The 23,472-nt window shown below is 71.0% G+C and carries 16 protein-coding genes and 2 pseudogenes; 15 read left to right on the top strand and 3 right to left on the bottom strand.

Annotated features, from left to right (window positions below):
* From MUE36_09945 to MUE36_09910, 8 genes and pseudogenes are all read left to right on the top strand, one after another.
* A pseudogene (locus MUE36_09945) lies at positions 1-1,255 on the top strand (UvrB/UvrC motif-containing protein).
* 43 nt (positions 1,256-1,298) lie between these two features.
* Positions 1,299-1,892: pseudogene (locus tag MUE36_09940) on the top strand (glycosyltransferase family 39 protein).
* Positions 1,893-2,692: 800 nt separating this feature from the next.
* On the top strand, positions 2,693-4,417 hold the full coding sequence (locus MUE36_09935; GenBank protein MCU0311252.1) for a hypothetical protein: 1,725 nt from the start codon (positions 2,693-2,695) through the stop codon (positions 4,415-4,417).
* Positions 4,418-4,496: 79 nt separating this feature from the next.
* Positions 4,497-6,152: a DUF2079 domain-containing protein gene (locus MUE36_09930; GenBank protein MCU0311251.1), complete on the top strand. Its 1,656-nt coding sequence runs from the start codon at positions 4,497-4,499 to the stop codon at positions 6,150-6,152.
* Between the two features lie 45 nt (positions 6,153-6,197).
* Positions 6,198-9,047: an excinuclease ABC subunit UvrA gene (gene uvrA / locus MUE36_09925; GenBank protein MCU0311250.1), complete on the top strand. Its 2,850-nt coding sequence runs from the start codon at positions 6,198-6,200 to the stop codon at positions 9,045-9,047.
* A gap of 26 nt (positions 9,048-9,073) precedes the next feature.
* Positions 9,074-10,423, top strand: a complete 1,350-nt coding sequence (locus tag MUE36_09920) for a sugar transferase (protein ID MCU0311249.1) — start codon at positions 9,074-9,076, stop codon at positions 10,421-10,423.
* Positions 10,420-11,445 (top strand): glycosyltransferase, encoded by a 1,026-nt coding sequence (locus tag MUE36_09915; protein ID MCU0311248.1) that lies wholly within the window; start codon positions 10,420-10,422, stop codon positions 11,443-11,445. Before MUE36_09920 ends, MUE36_09915 begins: the two co-directional genes overlap by 4 nt.
* Positions 11,446-11,493: 48 nt before the next feature.
* A complete protein-coding gene (locus MUE36_09910; GenBank protein MCU0311247.1) occupies positions 11,494-12,702 on the top strand; it encodes an oligosaccharide flippase family protein in 1,209 nt (402 codons plus the stop codon).
* Here the strand turns inward: MUE36_09910 and MUE36_09905 are convergent.
* Together MUE36_09905 and nadA are read right to left on the bottom strand one after the other, a co-directional pair.
* Positions 12,692-13,534 carry a methyltransferase domain-containing protein gene (locus MUE36_09905; GenBank protein ID MCU0311246.1) on the bottom strand — a complete coding sequence of 281 codons (843 nt, stop codon included), beginning with the start codon at positions 13,532-13,534 and terminating at the stop codon, positions 12,692-12,694. The two genes, MUE36_09910 and MUE36_09905, sit on opposite strands and share 11 nt — an antisense overlap.
* A gap of 10 nt (positions 13,535-13,544) precedes the next feature.
* On the bottom strand, positions 13,545-14,732 hold the full coding sequence (nadA, locus tag MUE36_09900; GenBank protein MCU0311245.1) for a quinolinate synthase NadA: 1,188 nt from the start codon (positions 14,730-14,732) through the stop codon (positions 13,545-13,547).
* Positions 14,733-14,874: 142 nt separating this feature from the next.
* Between nadA and uvrC the strand changes: the two genes are divergently transcribed.
* The gene (gene uvrC, locus MUE36_09895; protein ID MCU0311244.1) at positions 14,875-16,761 is read left to right on the top strand and encodes an excinuclease ABC subunit UvrC; all 1,887 of its coding nucleotides are present in this window, start codon (positions 14,875-14,877) and stop codon (positions 16,759-16,761) included.
* On the top strand, positions 16,758-17,513 hold the full coding sequence (locus MUE36_09890) for a class I SAM-dependent methyltransferase (protein ID MCU0311243.1): 756 nt from the start codon (positions 16,758-16,760) through the stop codon (positions 17,511-17,513). The genes uvrC and MUE36_09890 overlap by 4 nt, the downstream gene beginning before the upstream one ends.
* A gap of 5 nt (positions 17,514-17,518) precedes the next feature.
* Here MUE36_09890 and MUE36_09885 read toward each other — a convergent pair whose 3' ends face one another.
* Entirely contained in the window at positions 17,519-19,285 is a 1,767-nt protein-coding gene (locus MUE36_09885; protein MCU0311242.1) for a hypothetical protein, read from the bottom strand.
* Here MUE36_09885 and rapZ point away from each other — a divergent pair.
* From rapZ to secG, 5 genes are all read left to right on the top strand, one after another.
* Positions 19,263-20,117 carry an RNase adapter RapZ gene (gene rapZ / locus MUE36_09880; GenBank protein MCU0311241.1) on the top strand — a complete coding sequence of 285 codons (855 nt, stop codon included), beginning with the start codon at positions 19,263-19,265 and terminating at the stop codon, positions 20,115-20,117. The genes MUE36_09885 and rapZ overlap by 23 nt on opposite strands.
* 171 nt (positions 20,118-20,288) lie before the next feature.
* On the top strand, positions 20,289-21,299 hold the full coding sequence (gene gap / locus MUE36_09875) for a type I glyceraldehyde-3-phosphate dehydrogenase (protein ID MCU0311240.1): 1,011 nt from the start codon (positions 20,289-20,291) through the stop codon (positions 21,297-21,299).
* 7 nt (positions 21,300-21,306) lie between these two features.
* Positions 21,307-22,434 (top strand): phosphoglycerate kinase, encoded by a 1,128-nt coding sequence (locus MUE36_09870; protein MCU0311239.1) that lies wholly within the window; start codon positions 21,307-21,309, stop codon positions 22,432-22,434.
* The gene (gene tpiA / locus MUE36_09865; protein ID MCU0311238.1) at positions 22,424-23,209 is read left to right on the top strand and encodes a triose-phosphate isomerase; all 786 of its coding nucleotides are present in this window, start codon (positions 22,424-22,426) and stop codon (positions 23,207-23,209) included. The genes MUE36_09870 and tpiA overlap by 11 nt, the downstream gene beginning before the upstream one ends.
* A 31-nt stretch (positions 23,210-23,240) precedes the next feature.
* The gene (gene secG / locus MUE36_09860; GenBank protein ID MCU0311237.1) at positions 23,241-23,471 is read left to right on the top strand and encodes a preprotein translocase subunit SecG; all 231 of its coding nucleotides are present in this window, start codon (positions 23,241-23,243) and stop codon (positions 23,469-23,471) included.
* The last annotated feature ends 1 nt before the right edge of the window (position 23,472 follow it).

Here is a 23,472-nt window from a genome sequence, read left to right as displayed (position 1 = left end):
CGCATCGTCGTCGTCGATCCGCTCACCGGGGAGAAGGTCACCGAGCTCGAGGAGCTGGTCGTCTTCCCGGCCACCCACTACGTCACCGGCGAGGAGCGGCTGGCCAAGGCCGTCGAGCGCATCGAGGCCGAGCTGCAACAGCAGCTGGCGACCTTCGAGAAGGAAGGCAAGCTGCTCGAGGCCCAGCGTCTGCGCATGCGCACCCAGTACGACCTCGAGATGATGGCCGAGGTCGGCTACTGCAACGGCATCGAGAACTACTCGGCCCCGATCGACGGGCGCGGACCCGGTGAGGCCCCCTACACCCTGCTCGACTACTTCCCCGACGACTTCCTGGTCGTGCTCGGCCGACAACCGGCCGCTGCGGTTCGAGGAGTTCACCGAGCGCGTCGGCCAGGTGGTGTTCCTGTCGGCCACCCCCGGCCCCTACGAGCTCCAGCACTCCGCCGAGGTGGTCGAGCAGATCGTCCGCCCCACCGGCCTCATCGACCCCGAGGTCGTGGTCCGGCCCACCAAGGGCCAGATCGACGACCTGATCGAGAACATCAACACCACGGTCACCAAGGGCGACCGGGTGCTGGTGACCACCCTCACCAAGAAGATGGCCGAGGATCTCACCGACTACCTGCTCGAGCTCGGCGTGAGGGTCCGGTACCTCCACAGCGAGGTCGACACCATCGAGCGCATCGAGATCCTGCGCGACCTGCGGCTGGGGGAGTTCGACGTCCTGGTCGGCATCAACCTGCTCCGTGAGGGCCTCGACCTGCCCGAGGTCTCGCTCGTGGCCATCCTCGACGCCGACAAGGAGGGGTTCCTGCGCTCGGAGACGTCGCTGATCCAGACCATCGGGCGGGCGGCCCGCAACGTCGACGGCTCGGTGATCATGTACGCCGACAAGGTCACCGATTCGATGCAGCGGGCCCTGTCGGAGACGAACCGCCGGCGGGGCGTGCAGAAGGCCTACAACGCCGAGCACGGCATCGACCCGCAGACCATCCGCAAGGCCGTCACCGACATCCTCGCCTACCTCCGCCCCAGCGAGAAGGCTCCCGTGCCCGGCAAGGACCAGCGCTCCACCCGCCGTGACCGGCCCCGCACCGACTTCGCCGAGCTCCCGGCCGACGAGCTCGAGCGGCTGGTGCGCACCCTCGAGGAGGAGATGCACGAAGCCTCGGCCGATCTCCGCTTCGAGTACGCCGCCCGGCTGCGCGACGAGATCAAGGACCTGAAGCGGGAGCTCCGCGAGGTCGGCTGACACCGTCGCCGTCCCCGGGCGTCGGGTCGGTCAAGATGGCTCCATGTCGATCGTGGCTCCGCCCCGGGCCCAGGGGGCGTCGCGAGCCACCGCCGACTGGGCGTTCGTCGCCGCGGTCGTGATCGGTGCGGTGTTGCGGTTCTGGGATCTCGGCCATGCCGCCCCGAGCATCGACGAGACCTACACGGCGCTGGCCGCACAGCTCCCGTTGGCCGAGGTGATCGGGCACATCGACGCCACCGACCCGCACGGCCCGCTGCCCTATCTGGTGCTCCAACCCCTCGCCGGACAGACCAGCGAGGTCGGGGTGCTGCGGGCGCTGTCCGCGTTGGCGTCGGCGGCTGCGGTGGCCCTCTTCGCGCTCTGGCAGCGCCACCGCGGGGTCGCCGGGTTGGTGGCGGTGGCGCTGTTCGCCGTCGCTCCCTACCAGCTCGCCTACGGCCGCCAGATCCGGATGTACGGGCTGCTCAGCCTCGGTGGGGTGGCGGCCGCCTACTGCGCCACCCGCTGGCTCCAGGATCCTCGTCGCGGGTGGGCGCTCGGTGCGACGGCCGCGGCGCTCGTCGTGGCGTACTCGCACGCCGTCGGGGTCCTGTTGCTCGCCGCCCTCCTGGCCGTGCCGGTGCTGCGCAGGACGCGGGCGGCGTGGGAGTTCCGGGTCGTGGTCGTGTCCGCCCTCGCGATCTTCGCAGTGTCGTGGGGCGCGCACACCCTCACGTGGAGCGGCCGCGGGGTGGGGTACCCGACGGCGTCGCCGGACTGGGTGGCGGTCGTCGTCAACGAGACCATCGCCGCCGTCCCCGACAACCGGTGGCTGATCGGGGCGCTCGTCGTGGCCGGAGGGGTCCTCCTCGTGCAGGGCGGGACGGAGGAACGGACGGTGTGGCTCGCGCTCTTCGTGCTGCCGATCGTCGCCCTCACCGCGGCCAGCCTCGAGCGGGGTGTGCTCGTCCCCCGTTCGTTGATGCCCTTCGCGTGGGGTGCGCCGCTCGCCCTCGGCGCCGTGGCCGGCTACGCCTTCGCTCGGTCCCGGGTCTGGGGTGGAGTGGTGGTGGCGCTCCTGGCCGTGCTGAGCCTCGGCTCGGTGTCGGCGGCCCTGTTCCGGGACGAGGGGAGCGGCGACGTGATGGCCCGTGCCCAGGAGGTCGTCGGACGCGACGGCGTGGTCGTCGCATCCGACCGTTGGCAGCACCGGAGCCTCGTGGAGTGGTACGGGTTCGCTTCGAGCGGGGTGCCGGTCGGGGTCGATGACGGGGCCGTGCCCGGCGGGACCGTCCTGTGGGATGCCCGCAGCGCTCCCCCTGATCGGTTCTGGCTGTTCGGCGAGGAGGGGGTCGACGCGCCCGAGCTGGAGCCGTGCGGACCGGTTCGGGAGATCGGCGTCGGCTTCACCGTGCAGTGCGTCGAGATCGGCACCGTCGGGTCCGGGGATGCCTCGTGAACACCCTCGTCCCGGAGGCGGAGCGGCCCGGCGGTGGACGCCCGTCGGCGATCGCCGCGTCACGTCGGCTGCTCACGCGACCGCTGGGCGCCGCGGTGGTCCTGCTCCTCTGCTACGCGACGGCCTCGCTCTTCATGGATCCGATGGGAAGCCTCGGGACCGACACGGGCGGCAAGGTGGCGACGATGGAGGTGATGGCGGGGCGGCCGCTCTCCCTCGACCCCGACGTCGGGTACTGGGCGGCCGACGCCGATCCCGAGGCCGACGATCACGGGCTCTTCTACACCGCACGGATCGGGGATCGCTTCGTCAACGTCACGACCCTGCCGATGCTCGAGTTGGGTGCGCCCCTGTATCGGATCGGCGGCTACCGGCTGGCGCTCGTCCTCCCGATGCTCGGTGCCCTCGCGGCGGCCTTCGCAGCTCGTCGTCTCGCCCGACGGGCCGGCGGTGACGACTCCCGGGGCTGGACGGCCTTCTGGGTGATCGGGCTGGCGTCGCCGATGGCCGTGTACGCCCTCGACTTCTGGGAGCACGCACCCGGTGTCGCCTTCCTGCTCTGGGGCTTCGTGGCCCTCCTCGGGGCCGTCGACGCCGCCTCGACACGCCGTGGTCTCGGGGCCGGCGTGCTCGCCGGCCTCGCGTTCGGGGCCGCCTACTCGATGCGGACCGAGGCGCTCGTCTACGGCTTCGTCGCCACCCTGGTGGTCGCCGTGTACCTCCTCTGGTGTCGGCGATGGGTCCAGACGGTGGTCGACGGTGTCGGCGTGGTGCTCGGACTGGCGGTCAGCGTCGCCGCCACGACGGGGCTGGAGATCCTCGTGCTCGGTGAGAGCTTCCGGTCCGGGCGGGCGTCGGGCACGGTCGGCTCGGGCGGCTCGGGGCTGGAGCTGCGCCTGAAGGAAGCGGTCGTCACCGGGGCCGGTCTCTTCGCCGACCTCGAGACCCGTTCGCTGGTCGTCGCCGGCATCGTGGCCGTCGCCCTCCTGGCCACTGCGTTCTTCGCGGGCCGACCCGGGGGTGGGCGGATCGCCGCGGTCGCCGCCGCCGTCGCCGTCGCGCTCTTCGTCATCCGGATCGGGCGGGGAGTGGGGTTCGTCCCCGGCCTCCTGGCCGCCACCCCACTCGCTGCGGTGGGCCTGGCCCGGCTGCCCGGTGACCGCAACGCCCGGTTGCTCGGGGTCATCGCCGTCGGCGCCCTCCCGCTGGTGTGGCTCTTCCAGTTCACCGGCGGGGCGGGACCCCAGTGGGCGGGACGCTACGTGCTCACCAGCGGAGCGGTGCTCGCCGTCCTGGGTGTCGTCGCGCTGCCCGAGCTCCCCCTGTGGGGTCGTCGCTTCTTCGTCACGGCCTCGGTGGTGGTGACCGTCATGGGTCTCGTCTGGCTGGCAGAGCGGTCGCACGGTGTCGGCGAGGCCGCTCGCGACGTCGCGGCGTTCCCCGAGGACGTGGTGATCTCCACCGAGGCCTTCTGGCTGCGCGAGCTCGGTGCGGTCTACGCGGGTGCCGACACCCGGTGGCTGAGCGCTCGCGACTCGGAGGCGCTGGACGACGCCTTCGTGATCGTCGGTGGGGCCGACGCCGGCTCGTTCGCGCTCCTCGGGGTCGACGACGGTGAGGACGCGCCGCCGACGGTCGAGGGCTTCTCGGTGGTGGGGCAACGGGACTACACCTGGTTGGGTGTCCCGTTCGTGGCCGTGAGCTATGCCCGGGCCGGTTGAGGCGCCGCCGGCATCGCGGCCGGCATCGTCAGCGGCGCGGACATGGCGCCGCCCGGCCACCAGCCTCTGGTTGCACGCGATGGCGCTGACCCTCGTCGTGTCGGCCTTCGTCGCCCTCGGGCGTCCTGGGACCGCCTTCTTCAGCGACGAGGGAGCCGCAGTTCTGCAAGCGCAGATCCTCGCCGACACCGGGGAGTGGCAGTACGTGCCACCGCCGGGATCAGCCGGGAGCGATCCCGACCTGAGCCCCTTCGTCCGCGGGGACAGGGGCCCCGACGGCGTCGCCCCGTACGCGAAGCACCCGCTCTATCCGCTGGTGCTCTCCGTGCTCGGGCCCGAGCGACCCTCGGCACTGCTGGCGCTCTCGGTCGCCGGGACGGTGGTGGCGGCGATCGGCGCAGCGCTCCTGGCCGGGCGGACGGCGGGGGCGGGACGCGCCGCGCAGCTCGCCGTGCTGTGGGTCGTGGGCGCCGGGTCGCCCCTGCTCTTCGACAGCGCCCTGGTGGTGGCCCACACGGTGGCGGCCGGCCTCGTCGTCGTCGCGGTCCTGGCCGTGGTCGCAGCCCGCGATGCCACGCCGAGGGGCGCGGTCGGGTGGGCTGTCCTGTCGACCCTGTTCCTCGTGCTCGCCGGGATGGTGCGCACCGAGAGCCTTCTCGTCGGGCCGGCGCTGGCGGTCGCGTTGGTGGTGGTGGACCGTCGCCGGCCGGGTCGTGCCGTCGTGCTCGCCGGGTGTGCCGTTGGCTCGTCGGTCCTGGCCTGGGGGCTGGATCGTGCGTGGTCGGAGGCTGTCGCCGGCCCATCCGCTCCTGCGTTGGTCACGGTCGAGTCGTCGGGCTGGCTGGTCGATCGCGTCACGGGCGCCGGGACGACGCTCCTGCGCTCGACGAGCTCGTCACTCGGGGACGTGGACGTGCTCCTCTGGGTGGCCCTGGCCCTGACGGTCGTGGCGGTGGTGGCGTTGCGACGGCGGGGCCGGGTCGACCTCCTGGTCGGTGCGGCCGGGGTGACGGCGCTGGTATGGCTCGTCCGCCTCCGGATGGACCCGCCCGCGCTGGTGCCCGGCCTCCTCGTGGCCTTTCCCGTCGGTGTCGCCGCCACGCTCCTCGCCCTCCCCCCGCCGCGACATGCCCGGGTCGATCGGCTCGTCTGGCTCACGGTGGGGCTCGCCGCGGCCGGTGTCCTCGCCACCCAGTACGGCATCGGCGGGGGAGTGGAGTGGGGCGGTCGCTACTTCGCCCTGCTGCTGCCGCTGTGGATCGCCGTGGCCGTGCCCGGGGCGATGGGGCGCCTGCAGTCCGTGTCGACACCGTGGCGCCGTCTGCTCTACGCCCTCGCCGGCGTCGTCTCGGTCGTCGGGGCGTTGAACATGGTGTCGGTCCAGCGCCACGTCCACGGGACCACCTCGGCGCTGCTCGAGGAGGTGCGGGAGGTCGCCGACGGGCTACCCGACACGGCGCGCGTCGACGGTCGCGTCGTGCTGGTGTCGGAGAACCGGCTCCTCCCTCAGATCGCCTACACCGACTTCGACCGGTACGCGTGGGTCGTCGGCAGGCCGGATGCGCTCGCAGGCGGTCTGGACGGGGTGGCGGAGTCCGGGGTCTCGGCGGCCCTGGCGCTGACCCCGGACCCCGTCGGCCTCGAAGTGGTCGCCGACCGGGTCGGCTGGACGGTCACCACTCGACGCGACGTCGGGGGGAGCTACCAGCTGTTGGTGCTCGCACCGCCCTCGTGAACGAACAGGCGTTCGTGGCGTTGGTGGGGCCGGTATGCTCTCCGGGTGGATCGTCTGGTCATCCGTGGTGCCCGTGAGCACAACCTGCGCAACATCTCCCTCGACCTCCCCCGGGACCGCCTGATCGTCTTCACCGGGCTGTCCGGGTCGGGGAAGTCGTCGCTGGCGTTCGACACCATCTACGCCGAGGGCCAGCGGCGCTACGTCGAGTCGCTCTCGGCCTACGCACGGCAGTTCCTCGGCCAGATGGACAAGCCCGACGTGGACTTCATCGAGGGCCTCTCGCCGGCCATCTCCATCGACCAGAAGAGCGCCTCGCGCAACCCTCGTTCCACCGTGGGCACGATCACCGAGGTCTACGACTACCTCCGGCTGCTCTACGCCCGCATCGGGATCCCGCACTGCCCGGACGACGGCGCCGTCATCACCCGCCAGACCCCCCAGCAGATCGTCGACCGCATCCTCGAGCTCCCCGAGGGCACCCGGTTCCAGGTGCTGGCGCCGGTGGTCCGGGGTCGCAAGGGCACCTACGACACCCTTCTCGCCGACCTCGCCACGCAGGGCTTCGCCCGGGCCATCGTCGACGGCGAGTTGCACGAGCTCACCGACCAGGTCGAGCTCGAGCGCTACGAGCAGCACACCATCCAGGTCGTGGTCGACCGCCTGGTCCGCCGCGACGGCATCGAACGGCGCCTCACCGACTCGCTCGAGACGGCGCTGCGCATCGCCGAGGGCGTGGCCGAGGTGCAGATCGTCGGGCGTCACGACGACACCGGGCTGGACGACGAGATCCTCACCTTCAGCCAGCACCTCGGCTGCCCGGTGTGCGGCCTGTCGTTCGAGGAGCTGGCCCCCCGGAACTTCTCGTTCAACTCCCCGTACGGGGCGTGCGAGCACTGCGACGGCCTCGGCACCCGCTTCGAGGTCGATCCCGAGCTGGTGGTGCCCAACCCCGACCTCACGTTGGCCCAGGGGGCGCTCGCCCCGTGGGCCACCGCCCGCACCCAGTACTTCGGCCGGCTGCTCGAGTCGGTGTGCGCCGCCTACGACATCGCCGTCGACGTGCCCTTCGGCGACCTGGCCAAGAAGCACCAGAAGCTGCTGCTGTTCGGCACGGGTGCGTCCGGTGGGCGGATCAAGGTCCAGTACCGCAACCGCTACGGGCGCAACCGGTCCTACGAGGCGAAGTACGAGGGCGTGGTGCCCTGGTTGCAGCGTCGCCACGCCGACGCCGAGAGCGACAGCCAGCGTGAGCAGGTCGAGGGCTACATGCGCGAGGTGCCCTGCCCGGAGTGCGGGGGCGCTCGGCTCAAGCCCTTCTCGCTGGGGGTCACCATCGGCGGTCACACGATCGACGACCTGGCCACCATGTCGATCGCCGATGCCGCCAAGGCCCTCGTCGGGCTCGAGCTCTCCGAGCGGGACCGCATGATCGCCGAACGGGTGGTGAAGGAGGTCAACGCCCGCATGGGCTTCCTCCTCGACGTCGGCCTCGACTACCTGAGCCTCGGGCGTTCGGCGGGCACCCTCGCCGGTGGGGAGGCCCAGCGCATCCGGCTCGCGTCCCAGATCGGGTCCGGGCTCGTCGGCGTTCTCTACGTGCTCGACGAGCCGTCCATCGGCCTGCACCAGCGCGACAACCGTCGCCTCATCGACACCCTCGTGCGCCTGCGCGACCTCGGCAACACGGTGCTCGTGGTCGAGCACGACGAGGAGACCATCCGGGTGGCCGACTACGTCGTCGACATCGGGCCCGGGGCGGGGGAGCACGGCGGCGACGTGGTCTACGCCGGGGCGGTGAAGGGCCTGCTCAAGTCGCGCAAGTCGCTCACCGGGCAGTACGTCTCCGGTCGTCGCACGATCCCCGTTCCCGAGAAGCGACGGACGCCGGCGGGGCCCAGGATCGTCGTGCGGGGCGCCCGCGAGCACAACCTGAAGAACGTCGACGTCGAGTTCCCGCTCGGGTGCTTCACGGCGGTCACCGGGGTGTCCGGCTCGGGCAAGTCCACCCTCGTCAACGACATCCTGTTCCGGGCGCTCATGCAGCAGGTCTACGGGTCACGGGTCCCACCCGGCCGGCACCGCACCGTCGAGGGCCTCGACCAGATCGACAAGGTCATCAACATCGACCAGTCCCCGATCGGGCGTACCCCCCGTTCGAACCCGGCCACCTACACGGGCGTGTTCGACCACATCCGCAAGCTGTTCGCCCAGACCCACGAGGCGAAGGTGCGGGGCTACCTGCCCGGCCGGTTCTCGTTCAACGTGGCCGGGGGGCGCTGCGAGGCGTGCGCCGGGGACGGCACCATCAAGATCGAGATGCACTTCCTCCCGGACGTGTACGTCCCCTGCGAGGTGTGCAAGGGGGCCCGGTACAACCGCGACACCCTCGACATCACCTTCAAGGACAGGAACATCTCCGACGTCTTGAACATGAGCTGCGAGGAGGGCGTCGAGTTCTTCGCCAACCAGCCGGCCATCGCCCGCCACCTCCAGACGATCGTCGACGTGGGCCTCGGCTACGTGCGGCTCGGGCAGCCGGCCACCACCCTCTCCGGTGGCGAGGCCCAGCGGGTCAAGCTGGCCGCCGAGTTGGCCAAGCGCTCCACCGGTCACACGATGTACATCCTCGACGAGCCCACCACGGGCCTGCACTTCGAGGACATCCGGAAACTCCTCACGGTGCTGTCCCGGTTGGTCGATCAAGGGAACACGGTGTTGGTGATCGAGCACAACCTCGACGTCATCAAGACCGCCGACTGGCTGATCGACATGGGCCCCGAGGGGGGTACCGGAGGAGGCACCGTGGTGGTGGAGGGAACGCCGGAGCAGGTGGCGGCGACGGCCGAGAGCTACACCGGCCAGTTCCTCGCCCCGCTGCTGTCCCCGACCTGACCCCTCCGCGTCCGTAGGGTGGACCGATGAGACGGGGTGCTCGGCTGGCGCTCTACGGCGGCATCGTGGTCGCCGTGGTGGGTCTGTCGCTCTACCACGCCCGCGTCATCGCCGATCCGCCGTACTCCTACACGGGCACCTTCCGGTTCGGGTGGTCCCTGCTCTACATCGGGGTGCTGCTGGTGACCGCCTACGGGCTCGGCCTCCCCGAGCTGCCCCGCTCCGCCGGTCGGGCCCTGGTGGCGTCGATCCTCGCCGCGGTGAGCGGGGCGGTGGTCATCTCCGTGCTCCAGCTGCTCACCGGCGACGCCCTGCTCCCTCGCTTCGTGGTGTTCGGTTCGGCGGTGCTCCTCGTCCCGTGGTACCTGGCGTGCGCGGCGATGGCCACGGGCGGGCGGCAGCGGGCCGCCGATCGCGATCGCGTGCTGGTGGTCGCCACGCTCGAGGAGGTGGAGGCCCTCCGGCGTGACCTGCGTCGGGCCGCCGAGCACGCGGCGTCGATCGTGCAGGTGGTCCTGCCAGGTGAGGCGGGTCAGGCCCCGGGCAAGCCGGCCGCCGACGGCCCCCTCGTGGCGGCGGCGGTCGGGTCGGGCGCCACGGTGGTGGTGCTCGACCGCGAGGCGGAGTCGAACGACTCGATCGTCGACCAGGCCGCCGAGTTGCACGGCAGGGGGATGCGGGTGCGCAGCTACGCACTGTTCGTCGACGAGTGGCTCGGCAAGGTGCCGCTCTTCGAGCTGGAGCGGGTGTCGCTGCTGTTCGACGTGGGAGAGGTCCATCGGGCCCGCTACGGCCGGGTGAAGCGCCTCATCGACGTCGCGGTCGGCTTGGTGGCCACCTTGCTGTTCACGGTGGTGGTGCCCTTCGTGGCACTGGGCGACCTGGTGGCCAATCGGGGGCCGCTCCTGTTCCGCCAGGAGCGGGTGGGCAAGAACGGCCGACCCTTCCAGATCCTGAAGTTCCGCACGATGCGGCCCGACCCGGGCTCCGGCGAGGGTGGCGCCGGCACCTGGACCCAGCAGGGCGATCCCCGCGTGACGTCGTTCGGACGCGTGCTCCGGGCGACCCACCTCGACGAGCTGCCCCAGGCGGTCAACATCCTGCGCGGCGACCTCTCCGTGGTGGGGCCGAGACCGGAGCAGCCCCACTACGTCGATCAGCTCACCAGTGTCCTGCCCTTCTACGAGCTGCGCCACCTCGTGCGCCCGGGGCTCACGGGATGGGCGCAGGTGAAGTACCCCTACGGGGCCGACGAGTCCGATGCCCGCGAGAAGCTGCAGTACGAGTTCTGGTACCTGCGCCACCAGGGTCTGGCCCTCGACCTGCGGATCATCGGGCGAACAGTGCGCAGCGTGCTCGGCGGCGAGGGTCGATGAACGCCGAGTCGGTCGGGACGCGGGCGACCGTGCTCATCCCCGCTCGCAACGAGGCGGCCTCGATCGTCCGTTGCCTCGAACAGGTGCTGGCTCAGGACCTCCCTCTCGAGGAGCTCGAGGTCGTCGTGGTCGACGGGTCCTCGACCGACGGCACCGCCGACCTGGCCCGGTCGGTGCTCGAGGGGAGTGGGGTGGGCGGGTGGACCGTGGTCACCAACCCTGGGGGAGCGACTCCCTCGAACCTCAATGCCGGCCTGCGGCACGTGACTTCGGAGGTGGTGTGCCGGGTCGATGCCCGGAGCCTCATCCCGACGGGCTACGTGCGCCGGTGTGTCGAGATCCTGTCGAGCCGACCCGAGGTGGCGGTCGTGGGTGGCGCCCAGGTGGCGGTGGCGCGGTCGAGCAGCGCGAACGACCTCGGAATCGCCCGAGCGCTCAACAACCGCCTCGCCATGGGGCTGGCCCGCTATCGGCGGGGAGCCGCCAGCGGGCCCTCCGACACCGTCTACCTGGGTGCCTTCCGAACCGCTGAGCTGCGGGCGGTGGGCGGATGGGACCTGCGGCTGGCGACGAACCAGGACTTCGACCTCAACCGCCGGATGACGGCGACGGGGATGGTGTGGTTCGAGGAGGGCATCGACGTCGGCTACCTCCCGCGTGAGTCGATCGCTCGGCTGTTCTCCCAGTACCGACGGTTCGGACGGTGGAAGGCCGCGTACTGGGCCCTCTCCGGCGAGCGGCCGCGTCCCCGCCAGATCGTGCTGCTCGCGCTCCCGGCGGGCGCAGCGATCGGCGCAGCCGTGGGCCTCCGCCGGCGTCCCGGGGTGACTGCGGCGTTCGGGCTGGCGGCGCTGGCGGGCGTCGAGCTGGCGGCCGGAACCACGCCGCGACGGGTCGGTCCGGGGGCCCATCTGGTGGCTGTCCTCGCGATCGTGGCGGTGGGCGGCGGCTGGTGGTCGGGTGCGGTCGAGGGGCTCGTCGCCGAGCGGTTCCGACGTCCTGGTCGGCTCGGGGACGGCTGACGGGTGGACCAGCCCGCTCGGCGCGGGACGTCGTTGCCGTATCTGGTCGTGAGCCGCGGCGTGGACCAGGGCGCGCTGGCGGTGGCGTCGCTTCTCCTCGCTCGTCTCGTCGGACCCGAGGCGTTCGCGCCGGTGGCGGTCCTCCTCGTCGTGAACTCCCTCGCCGTGCAGGTGTCCGACTTCGGTCTCGGCTTCGCCGTGCTGAGGGCCCGACCGGGTGAGCCGCTGGCGGTCGGTTCCCTTCATCGCCTCCGGGTCCTCTCCGTCGTCGTCGTTCTCGTCGGATCCCTTGCGGGCCTGGTCCTCGGCGGGGTCGTCGGCGCGACGGTGGGGGCCGGCGCCTGGGTCTGGGCGTTCTCGTCGGAGGCGTACGTCCGGAAGTCTGCGTGCCTTCGAGCCGGGCGGGCGCGCCAGGTCGCCTCCGCCGAGGTCGCCGGGGCTGTCGTGATCCTCGCGGCGGCGATCGCCGTCTGGGCGACGGATGTCGGCGTGGTGTGGTTCGGGCTCGGCCTCGTCCTGAAGCACGTCGTCGAGGTCGCTCTGGCGAGGGACTGGAGGGGATCGTTCGCCCCGGATGGCGGCGCAGCCCGATCCGGCGCCGAGTGGCTGGGCCAGATCGCGAGCTATGCGGTGGCCAACGTCGACTACCTGGTCGTCGGACTCGTCCTGACCCCGGCCGAGCTCTCGACCTACGTCATCGCATTCCGGATGGCCTCGGCCCTCCCGGCGTTGCTCGCGAACCCCATCACCAACATGGCCTTCGTCGAGCTCGCCGACGCCACCGGGGCCGAGCGCGACCTCGCCCGGACCCGTGTGCTGAGGAGGGCGAGACGGGCCGGCCTGCTCGGCGGGCTGGCCGTGCTCCTCGCCGCCCCGCTCCTGCCCGTGGTGCTGGGTCCGTCGTGGGAGGGCACCGGGTGGTTGGTCGCGGTGCTCGCACCGGCGGTCCCGTTCCGGCTCCTGTTGGGGACGGCGGTGGCGGGGGCGATCACCGCCGGCGCGGCGCGCCGGGTGGTCGGGTGGGAGTCGGCTCGGCTCGTCGCCGTCGGTGCCGCGGCGCTCGTCGGGGCGACCTTCGGCCTCGTGCCGGCCACGGCGATGGTCTCGGTGACGACGATCGTCTCGCTGACCGTCGTACACCGGCGGTCGGCCGGTCTCGGCGGGGAGGTCGGCCCGCGACGCGAGTGGTTCGCCGCACTGGGAGCGAGCGCCGCGGTCGCGCTGCTGGCACTCGCCGCCGGTGCGGCTATCGGCTGAGGGAGGTGCGGGAGTAGCGGACACACAGCCAGTACGGGTGTCGCTGCTTCGGAGCCAGCCGACGCAGGGTCCGGTATCGGCTCGTCGCCGACCCTCCGGTGGCCTCGGTCGGCGCCGATCGGGTCTCGGCCGCTTCGGGGCGCACCGCGGTCGACGGACGTGGTCGGTACTCGGCCCCGCACTGAGGGCACGTGGGTGAACCGAGCACGGGGAGGAGTCCCACCCGCTCGAGGCCCGTGCGGACCATGCGTGGGTACAGGGGTTGGCGGGGCCCGCACTCGCGTACGTCGTCGAGCTCGAACCCGGGAAGGAGGTCGGCAACCCGCTCGGGTGTGAACGAGCGCAGGTGGCGCTCCCGGTTGTAGCGACACCCGCACTGTGTGCACGTCACGTCGGCGCGGCGGCGCACTTCGCGGTTCGGGACGGTGACGACGACGTAGCGATCGGCGATCCGCGCCAGCTCGACGAGTGCGTCCCTGTAGACCGGATCGGGAAGGTGTTCGAGCACCTCGCAGCACAGCACGGTGTCGACCGATCGGTCGGCGACCGGTACGGCGTCGATGGAGCCCTGGACCCGTGTCGTCCCGACGGCGTGGCCCAGGGCGGATCGGCTTCGTTCCACTGCTACGGCGGTGGTGAGGTCCGGTCGTTCCCGGAGGAGGTGCTGCAGGACCCGTCCGTCGCCGGCACCGATGTCGAGGACCGCTGTCGCGTCGGCGGGCAGCAGTTCGTCGATCGCGGCCATCCGCTGGAGTTGGTGGTCCGGGAGCGCGACGTTCTGGGCGCCCCAGAGCTCGTCCTGTTCGTAGTGGCCCCGATCGAGGTTCGTCAACGCCGGCCCGTCACGTGATGGAGAGCATGCGATCCAGTGCGACCTTGGCCCATTCGGTCGTATCGGCATCGACGGTGATGCGGTTGACCACCCGTCCCTCGACGAGGCCCTCGAGCACCCAGCACAGGTGGGCGGCGTCGATGCGGAACATCGTCGAGCACGGGCACACGAGCGGATCGAGCGAGACGACCGTCTTGTCGGGTGTCTCGTCGTTGAGTCGGTTCACGAGGTGGATCTCGGTGCCGACGCCGATGACCGAGCCGGGCGGGGCCGCCTCGACGGCCCTGATGATGAAGTCGGTCGACCCGACCTGATCGGCGAGAGCGCAGGTCTCGCGGGCGCACTCGGGGTGGGCGACGACGATGCCGTCGGGGTGCTGGGCGCGGAACGCCTCGATGTGCTCGGGGCGGAAGCGCTGGTGCACCGAGCAGTGCCCCTTCCAGAGCAGGAAGGTGGACTGCTTGGCCTCGGTGTCGGAGAGCCCGCCCATCTCCAGGCGGGGGTTCCACACGGCCATGTCGTCCTCGGTGAAGCCGAGTTGGTGCCCGGTGTTGCGCCCGAGGTGCTGGTCGGGGAAGAACAGCACCTGTCGACCCCCGGCCCCGTCGTCGGCCCGGTCGCCGAGCGACAGCGCCCACTCGAGCACCGCCCGGGCGTTGGTCGAGGTGCACACCGCGCCGCCGTGCTCACCGACGAACGCCTTCAGCGCGGCCGACGAGTTCATGTAGGTGATGGGGACCACCTGGGAGATGTCGGTCACCCGGGCCAGCGCCTCCCACGCCTCCTCGACCTCCTCCAGGTCGGCCATGTCGGCCATCGAGCAGCCGGCGTTGAGGTCCGGGAGGATGACCTGTTGGTGGTCGCCGGTGAGGATGTCCGCCGACTCGGCCATGAAGTGGACGCCGCAGAAGACGATGTACTCCGCCTCGGGGTGCTCCTGGGCCAGCACCGACAGGCGGAACGAGTCGCCGCGGGCATCGGCCCAGCGCATGACCTCGTCGCGCTGGTAGTGGTGGCCGAGGACGAAGACCCGGTCGCCGAGCGTGGCCTTGGCGGCCTCGATGCGGGCCGCGAGATCGGCCTGGGTGGCGTCGGCGTACCGCTCGGGGAGCGGGATCTGGAGCCGGAGCATGTTGTCAGGTACCCCCACAGGGAAGTGGGCACCGATGGTGACCGGTGGGGGCAGCCTGGTCGCCACGCCACGGGGATGTCGGTCTCGGTGTCCGAAATGGTGCCGGAGACCAGGCCGGCACGCTCAGTGTAGGGCTGCGAGCCGGGTCGCGCGCTCCCCGGGGCGCCGGGCATCCGGGCCGGGGGTGACCCCCCGTACGATGACGTCGATGGTCCAACGACCGCCTGCGGGCACGATCCCGGACGAGCCGGGCTCCTACCAGTTCAAGGACGCCCACGGTCGGGTGATCTACGTCGGCAAGGCCAAGAGCCTGCGCCAGCGCCTCTCGAACTACTTCCAGAACCCCCGCAACCTTGCGCCCCGCACCGCCCAGATGGTGGCCACCGCCGAGTCCGTCGAGTGGATCCAGGTCCGCAACGACGTCGAGGCGCTCATGCTCGAGTACAGCCTCATCAAGCAGCACCAGCCGCGCTTCAACATCCGGCTGCGCGACGACAAGAGCTACCCGTTCCTCGCTGTGACCCTCGACGACGAGTGGCCCCGGGCCACCGTGATGCGCGGGGCGAAGCGCAAGGGCACCCGGTACTTCGGGCCCTACGCCCACGCCTGGGCCATCCGCGAGACGCTCGACCTGTTGTTGCGCACCTTCCCGGTTCGCACCTGCTCGGCCAACAAGTTCGGGCGTCACGAGCGGCTCGGTCGTCCGTGCCTGCTGTTCCACATCGAGAAGTGCTCCGGTCCGTGCGTCGGCGAGATCACGAAGGAGGCGTACGACGTGCTCGTCGACGAGCTCGTCGCCTTCCTCGCCGGTGACACCGACGCCGTCGTCTCGCGGCTCGAGGCCGAGATGCGCGACGCCGCCGGTGAGCTCGAGTTCGAGCGGGCGGCCCGGCTGCGCGACCGCCTCGGTGCCGTGCAGCGGGCTAGCGAGAAGCAGCAGATGGTCGTCGAGAGGAACGAGGACCTCGACGTCGTGGGCCTCGCCGGCGACGAGCTCGAGGCCGCCGTCCAGGTGTTCTTCGTGCGTCGTGGCCGGGTGCTGGGGCGCAAGGGTTTCGTGGTCGACAAGACCGAGGACCTGACCGACCACGAGCTCGTCGACCGCATCCTCGAGGGCCTCTACGCCGACCCGCCCCCCCTCGGGGTCCCCAAGCAGGTGCTGGTCCCGGTCGACAGCGCCGACCCGGCCCTCTACGAGGAGTGGCTCGCCCTCCAGCGGGGTTCGAAGGTCACGATCCGGGTGCCCCAGCGGGGTGACAAGCGCGAGCTGTTGGCCATGGTGACCCGCAACGCCGAGGAGGAGCTGACCCGTCACCGCCTGCGCCGCTCCTCCGACCACAACACCCGGGCCCGGGCGCTCAACGAGCTCCAGTCCCACCTCGATCTCCCCGAGGCGCCGCTGCGCATCGAGTGCTACGACATGAGCCACATCCAGGGCAGCGACTACGTGGGCTCGATGGTGGTGCTCGAGGACGGTCTGCCCAAGAAGAGCGAGTACCGGCGCTTCAGGATCCGCAGCGGTCAGGGCAACGACGACTTCGCGGCGATGGAGGAGGTCCTCACCCGACGCCTCACCGCTTACCTCGACGACCGGGAGAAGCCGGTCGCCGAACGGGGCGGGAAGTTCTCGTATCCGCCCCAGCTGCTGCTCGTCGACGGCGGCAAGGGCCAGCTCGGGGTGGCGGTCCGGGTCCTCGAGGAGCTCGGGCTCGACGAGGAGATCCCGGTGGCCGCGCTGGCCAAGCAGTTCGAGGAGGTCTACCGACCCGGCCGCCCCGATCCGGTGCGGGTGCCGCGCGGCAGCGATGCCCTTTACCTGCTCCAGCGCATCCGGGACGAGGCCCACCGCTTCGCCATCGGCTACCACCGCCAGCTCCGGGGGAAGCGGATGACCACCTCCGTGCTCGACGGGATCCCCGGTCTCGGTCCCACCCGCAAGGCTCGCCTGGTCAGGGAGCTCGGAGGGGTCGGGGCGGTCAAGACGGCGTCGCTGGCCACGCTGCAGGCCCTCTCCTGGCTGCCCGACCCGGTCGCGCAGGCGGTCCACGACCGGATCCACGGCCCGGCGGGCCCGTCGCCGACGTCGCCGGCATGACCGGCACGAACCCGCCGTCGGGGAACGCCGAGCTCTGGGAGGCGCACTCGGAGTGGTGGCAGCGCCAGTTCACCGAGGGTGCCGATCCGGAGTACACCGAGCAGATCCTGCCGATCGTCGCCGAGTGGACCCGCGGGTACGAGCGGGTCCTCGAGGTCGGCACCGGCGAGGGCCAGGTGGCGCGCCACGTCGTCGCCGACGGCGACGGGTCCCGGTTCGTCGTCGGCCTCGACCCGACCGTCAACCAGATCGTCGAGGCCCGGCGGCGGGGGGGAGGGGTCGACTACCTGCGCTCGGGGGCCGAGGCCCTCCCGTTCGCCGATGCGTCGTTCGACGCCGTGGTCTGCTGCCTGGTGTTCGAGCACATCGACGATCTCGACGAGGCCCTGGCCGAGGTGGCCCGGGTCCTGCGGCCCGGTGGCCGCTTCGTCTTCTGCCTGAACCACCCGCTGATCTCCACGCCGGGGAGCGGCTGGATCGACGACCACGTGCTCGACCCGCCCGAGCAGTACTGGCGGATCGGGCCCTACCTGGCCGAGACCGAGGAGGTCGAGCAGGTCGAGAAGGGGGTGTTCATCCGGTTCCTCCACCGACCGTTGGGCCGCTACGTGAACACCATGGCCGACGTCGGCCTCCGCCTCGAGCGCCTCCTCGAACCGCCGCCCCCGCCAGGGTTCCTCGACCGCGCCCCCGAATACGGCGCCGCCGACACGATCCCCCGTCTGCTCACCCTCGTCGCGACGCGGGGCTGAGTCGTTCAGCAGCCGCGGACGTCCAGCACGTACATCCGATCCGGACCGTCCGTATTCGCCGTGGAACGGACGCTGCGATCCCCGACCCACAGGGTTTCGGCGCAGGCCCAGTCCGTTTCGCGCACATCTACCTCCAGCACGTTCGCGAGGACGTCGATCCCTTCGCGCCGGATCACTTCCGGCCTCGATGGCCGGGACTCCAGATAGTCGGCGAACTCGTTGTCGTTCACGAGTCCGTCGAGATTGACGAGGTCCACAGTTGACTCGAGGCGGTAGCCGAGCAGGCCGGCATCGAAGGCCCCGTACCGGCCTGACGGTCCCTTGTCGATGATCCACTCCGCCGCGCGATCCACCTGCAGTTGCCACGCCAGGGTCGTTGCCCGGCCCGAGATCGCATTGCGTGTGCCGAGCGGGAGGAGCACCATCGCGGCGATCATCGGCAGGAGGATCCATCGTGTGGCTCCGTTGCGGACGAGGATCTTCGCTCCATGGACCGCGGCCACGCCGACGGCGAAACTCACTGCGACCCGGGCCGGGGCTGAGTACCAGCTCAGCGCCCATTGCGGAACGGTGTAGATGTCGAGGAGCGCCTTTCCGGCGATGAGCACCCCGACTGTCGTGGCAGCTGCCCCTGTCGGGCTGAGTCCGATCCGCTCCCTTCGGATGTGCCGGATCGAGGCCGCGGCACCGAGGCACGTGAGACCGATCACCGCGATCGTGACCAGGCCGTTCAGGGGAGTGGGTAGGAGGTTCGTCGAGACCTGATCCCCGAGCGTTCGCACGTATCGGTTCACGACGTCGCCCACGTAGGTGAGATGGCCGCCGGAGAATCGGCCCCCGAGATCGGTCATGAGGTCGTCGACCCAGTACCTCTTGACCGTTGCACTCGTGGTCAGCCGTAAGCCGTGAGTGGTGATGTGATGCACTGCGAATGGCAGCGACAGCGCTGCCGCGCCGGCGATCCACCAGCCCGCCCAGGACCATCGCCGGGTTCGCCACAGCATCGAGAGCCCGACGACGGGTACGACGACGGCCATGTCGAGTCGAGTGAGCACCAGGAGCGCGCACGTCAACCCGACGACCGCGGCGCGTCGTGGATTGGGCGCTTCGAAGAACCAGACGAGCGCGCTCAGCAGGAGGGCCAGAGCAAGCAGGACCACGGGTGTCTCCATGCCGCTGTCCAAGGACCGGAGGAACTCGAGGTTGCGGCTGGCGAGGAGGACGCCGACCATGGCCGGGAGGGGGCCGCCAGAGCGCCAGATCACGCGAGCCACCAACGCGAAGGCGATCGCGACGAGGGCGAGGGCGATCAACCGCACCGCCCTCACATACGTCTCCTCGCCGGGGAACATCCATGCCAGGGGGATCAGCATCCACTGCCAGAGCGGGTGGTAGCCACTGGTGGAATTGATGCCGTCGAACGTGAATCCTTCTCCCGCTGCCGCACGTCGAGCGATCTCCAGGTAATAGAAGGAATCGTCGGGTGTCGTCGTCATCAAGACCCGGGCCCGAGCTCGGAGAAGGAATATCGCTTCGGTCAGGAACGTCGCGGCCGTGAGCACCCCGACGAGGACCGCAGCGACGTTCCAGGGCGTTCCCGGCAATCCCTGGCGAGGCAAGTCGCTGGCCTGTCCGGCAGCCGGGTCGCGTAGGTCGGACGGCACGTGGACAACGGTATGTCGGACGTCAAGGCTTCCTGCCGTGCCGGCCGACGACCCGCCGTCGCGGGCCGGCCGGTAGCGTTCCCGCATGAGCGACTTCGTCGTGATCACCGGGCTCTCCGGCGCCGGTCGCTCCGAGGCCGCCAACATCCTCGAGGACCTCGGGTGGTTCGTCATCGACAACCTCCCGCCGTCGCTCATCACCAAGGTCGCCGAGCTGGCCCACGCTCCGGGGGCCGGCATCTCCAAGGTCGTCCTCGTCGTCGGCACGGGCCCGTACCACGACGAGGTGCTCGAGGCCCTCGAGGCGTTGCGGACCCAGGGCGGGAGGGTGCGCATCGCCTACCTCGAGGCCAGCACCGACGTCCTCGTCCGGCGGTACGAGAGCAGCCGCCGGCGTCACCCGCTGGCTGCCCCCGACCTCAGCCTCGCCGACACCATCGAGGCCGAGCGGGAACTGCTGGGGGCGGTGAAGGAGGAGGCCGACGTCGTCGTCGACACCTCCGAGCTCAACGTCCACGAGCTGCGCACCCGCATGCTCGACCTCTTCGCCGCCGACACCCCCGCCTCGGGGATGCAGACCACCATCGTCTCGTTCGGCTACAAGCACGGCCTGCCGCTCGACACCGACCTCGTGATCGACTGCCGGTTCCTGCCCAACCCGCACTGGGTCGAGGAGCTGCGTCCTCAGACGGGCCTCGATCATCCGGTCAAGGACTACGTGCTCGGCCAGGACATCACCGCCGACTTCCTCGGGGAGCTGAGCTCGTTGCTCGAGCTGCTCCTGCCGGCCTACGTGCGGGAGGGCAAGTCGTACCTCACGATCGCGTTCGGTTGCACCGGCGGACGGCACCGGTCGGTGGCCATCGCCGAGGAGATCGCCGGTCGCCTGCGCGGCGACGGGTTGGCGTTGCGGGTCACCCACCGCGACCTCGGCCGCTGACCCGGCGACTCCTTCCCGGCGAGCCTTCTTCCCGGCGAGGCTTCTTCCACAGTTCGAGATCTGGGGGGGGCGGCTGTTCGAGATGGGGGGTCCGATCGGCGAGACTGGCACCACCCCGACCGATCTGATCGGATGGGTCCACTTCTGGCGAGCTCCTTGGAGGCACGTGCAATGACGATCCGCGTCGGTGTCAACGGCTTCGGTCGAATCGGCCGCAACTTCTTCCGGGCGGTGAAGCAGTCGGGGGCCGACGTCGAGATCGTCGCTGCCAACGACCTCGGCAAGGTGGCCGAGATGGCCCACCTCCTCAAGTACGACTCGGTGATGGGTCGCCTCGACGCGACGGTCGAGGCCACCGACGAGGGCATCGTCGTCGACGGCAAGCTCGTCAAGATCACCGCGATCCGCGACCCGAAGGAGCTCCCGTGGGGTGACCTCGGCGTCGACGTCGTGGTCGAGTCCACCGGCTTCTTCACCGACCGCGACAAGGCCGCCGCGCACCTCGACGCCGGCGCGCCGTTCGTGATCGTGTCGGCCCCGGCCACCAACGCCGACGCCACCTTCGTGGTCGGCGTCAACGACGACACGTTCGACCCGGCCGCCCACAAGGTCATGTCGAACGCATCGTGCACCACCAACTGCTTCGTCCCGATGATCAAGGTCCTCGACGACGCCTTCGGCGTCGAGAAGGGCCTCATGACCACGGTGCACGCCTACACCGGCGACCAGAACCTCGTCGACGGCCCCCACTCCGACATGCGCCGCGCCCGCGCTGCCGCGGTCAACATCGTCCCGTCCTCGACCGGCGCCGCCCGAGCCACCGGCCTCGTCCTGCAGGCCATGAAGGGCAAGCTCGACGGCACTGCCCTCCGGGTGCCGATCCCCGACGGGTCCATCACCGACTTCGTGGGCGTCCTCGGGCGCGACGTCACCAAGGAAGAGGTCAATGAGGCGTTCGCCGCGGCGGCCTCCTCCGGCCCGATGTCGAAGGTGCTCGTGTACAGCGACGAGCCGATCGTCTCCTCCGACATCGTCGGCTCCCCGGCGTCGTGCACCTTCGACTCCGGCCTCACGATGGCCATGGGCAACCTGGTGAAGATCCTCGGCTGGTACGACAACGAGTGGGGCTACTCGAACCGACTCGTCGACCTCGTGCAGACCGTCGGCGCTGCGAACCAGTAGTCGCTCGATGAGCGTTCCCACGCTGGAGGACCTCGGCGACCTCGACGGGAAGCGGGTCCTCCTCCGGGCCGACTTCAACGTGCCGATCGCCGACGGCGAGATCGTCGACGACTTCCGCATCCGCGCCGCCCTCCCCACCATCGAGTGGTTGCTCGGACAAGGTGCCCACGTCACCGCCTGCACCCACCTCGGGCGACCCAAGGGCGCTCCCGACCCCAGGTACTCCGTCGAACCGGTCCGGGCCCGCCTGGCCGAGCTCGCGCCGGGCGTCGAGCTGCTCGACAACCTGCGCTTCGACCCCGGTGAGACCGGCGACGACCCCGCCTTCGTCCAGAAGCTCATCGAGGGACAGGACGCCTACGTCAACGACGCCTTCGGGGCCTCGCACCGCGCGCACGCGTCGATCGTCGGGCCGCCCCGCTTCCTGCCCTCCGCCGCCGGGCGGCTCCTCGAACGGGAGGTCGAGGTCCTCCTGCCGCTGCGCGACGACCCGGCCCGACCCTTCGTCGTGATCCTCGGCGGTTCGAAGGTCTCCGACAAGCTCGGTGTCATCGAGGCGCTCGGGCGCGTCGCCGACGCCCTGGTGATCGGCGGCGGCATGTGCTTCACGTTCCTGGCCGCCGAGGGCCACGGCATCGGCGACTCGCTCGTCGAGCCCGACCAGATCGACACCTGCCGTCGCCTCCTCGAGTCGGGCGTGGCCATCCACGTGCCCGACGACCTCACCGCGCTGGGCCCCGGCGGGGAGATCGGTCGCCCCGAGGCCGGGGGTGAGGTGCGCCAGATCGGCGCCGACGTCCCCGCCGGCTGGAAGGGCCTCGACATCGGCCCCGGCAGCGCCGCCGCCTTCGGCGACCTGATCGCCGACGCCCGGACCGTGTTCTGGAACGGCCCGATGGGCGTGTTCGAGGACCCCCGCTTCGCGGCCGGCACCCGGGCCGTCGCCCAGGCCATGGCCGACGCCCGGGGGTTCACCGTCGTGGGTGGCGGCGACTCCGCGGCCGCGCTCGACGCCTTCGGTCTGGCCGACGACATCGACCACGTCTCCACCGGTGGAGGTGCCTCCCTCGAGCTGCTCGAGAACGGCGACCTCCCCGGCCTGGAGGCCCTGCGAGGAGCCCCCAATGCCCGCTGACCGCATGCCACTCATCTCCGGCAACTGGAAGATGAACCTCAACCACTTCGAGGCCACGGCCATGCTCGACCGGTTGCGGTACATGCTCGACAAGGACGACTACGAGGCCGTCGAGGTCTCGGTCCACCCGCCCTTCACCGACATCCGCACGGTGCAGACCTTCCTGCAGAGCGAGAAGGTGCCGATCGCCCTCGGCGCGCAGAACTGCCACTGGGAGGCGAGCGGGGCCTACACCGGCGAGGTCGCCCCGGCCATGCTGGCCAAGCTCAGCGTCACCTACGTGATCGTCGGCCACAGCGAACGCCGCCAGCACTTCGGCGAGACCGACGTGGAGGTGGGCCTGAAGGCCAGGGCGATCGTCGCCAACGGCATGACCCCGATCCTGTGCTGCGGCGAGACGCTCGAGGAGCGCGAGGGCGGCGCCACCCACGGCAAGGTCACGGGGCAGGTGCACGCCGGCATCGAGGGGCTCACCGCCGAGCAGGTCGGGTCGATGGTCATCGCCTACGAGCCGATCTGGGCGATCGGTACCGGTCGCACCGCCAGCGCCGAGGACGCCCAGGAGGTCTGCGGTTGGGTGCGGGCGAAGGTCGCCGAGATGAAGGGCGACGATGCCGCCGCCGCGGTGCGTATCCAGTACGGCGGCTCGGTCAAGGCGGCGTCGATCGTCGAGCTGATGGCCCAACCCGACGTCGACGGGGCCCTGGTCGGCGGCGCGGCGCTCGATCCGGACGAGTTCGCCAGGATCGTCCAGTTCCCGAGGGCGGGGGCCTGAGCACCGGCGCAGCCTGGTACCCTCACGAACCGTGATCGCCGTCCTCGTCGCCTTCCACGTCGTCGTCTCGCTGGCGCTGATCGTCCTCGTGCTCATGCACAGCGGTCGTGGCGGCGGGCTCTCCGACATGTTCGGCGGAGGCCTCGGCGCCTCGGCGGCGGGCTCCACGGTGGTCGAGAAGAACCTCGACCGCCTCACCGTGGTCGCCGCGCTGATCTTCTCCTTCACCACCATCGCCCTGGCCCTGGCCATCGACGCCTGAA

Source organism: Acidimicrobiales bacterium (genome assembly GCA_025455885.1).
Classification (GTDB): Bacteria; Actinomycetota; Acidimicrobiia; order Acidimicrobiales; family Acidimicrobilacustridaceae; genus Rhabdothermincola_A.
Note: the sequence above shows the minus strand (reverse complement) of the source record. Positions and strands in the feature narration are given on the sequence as shown.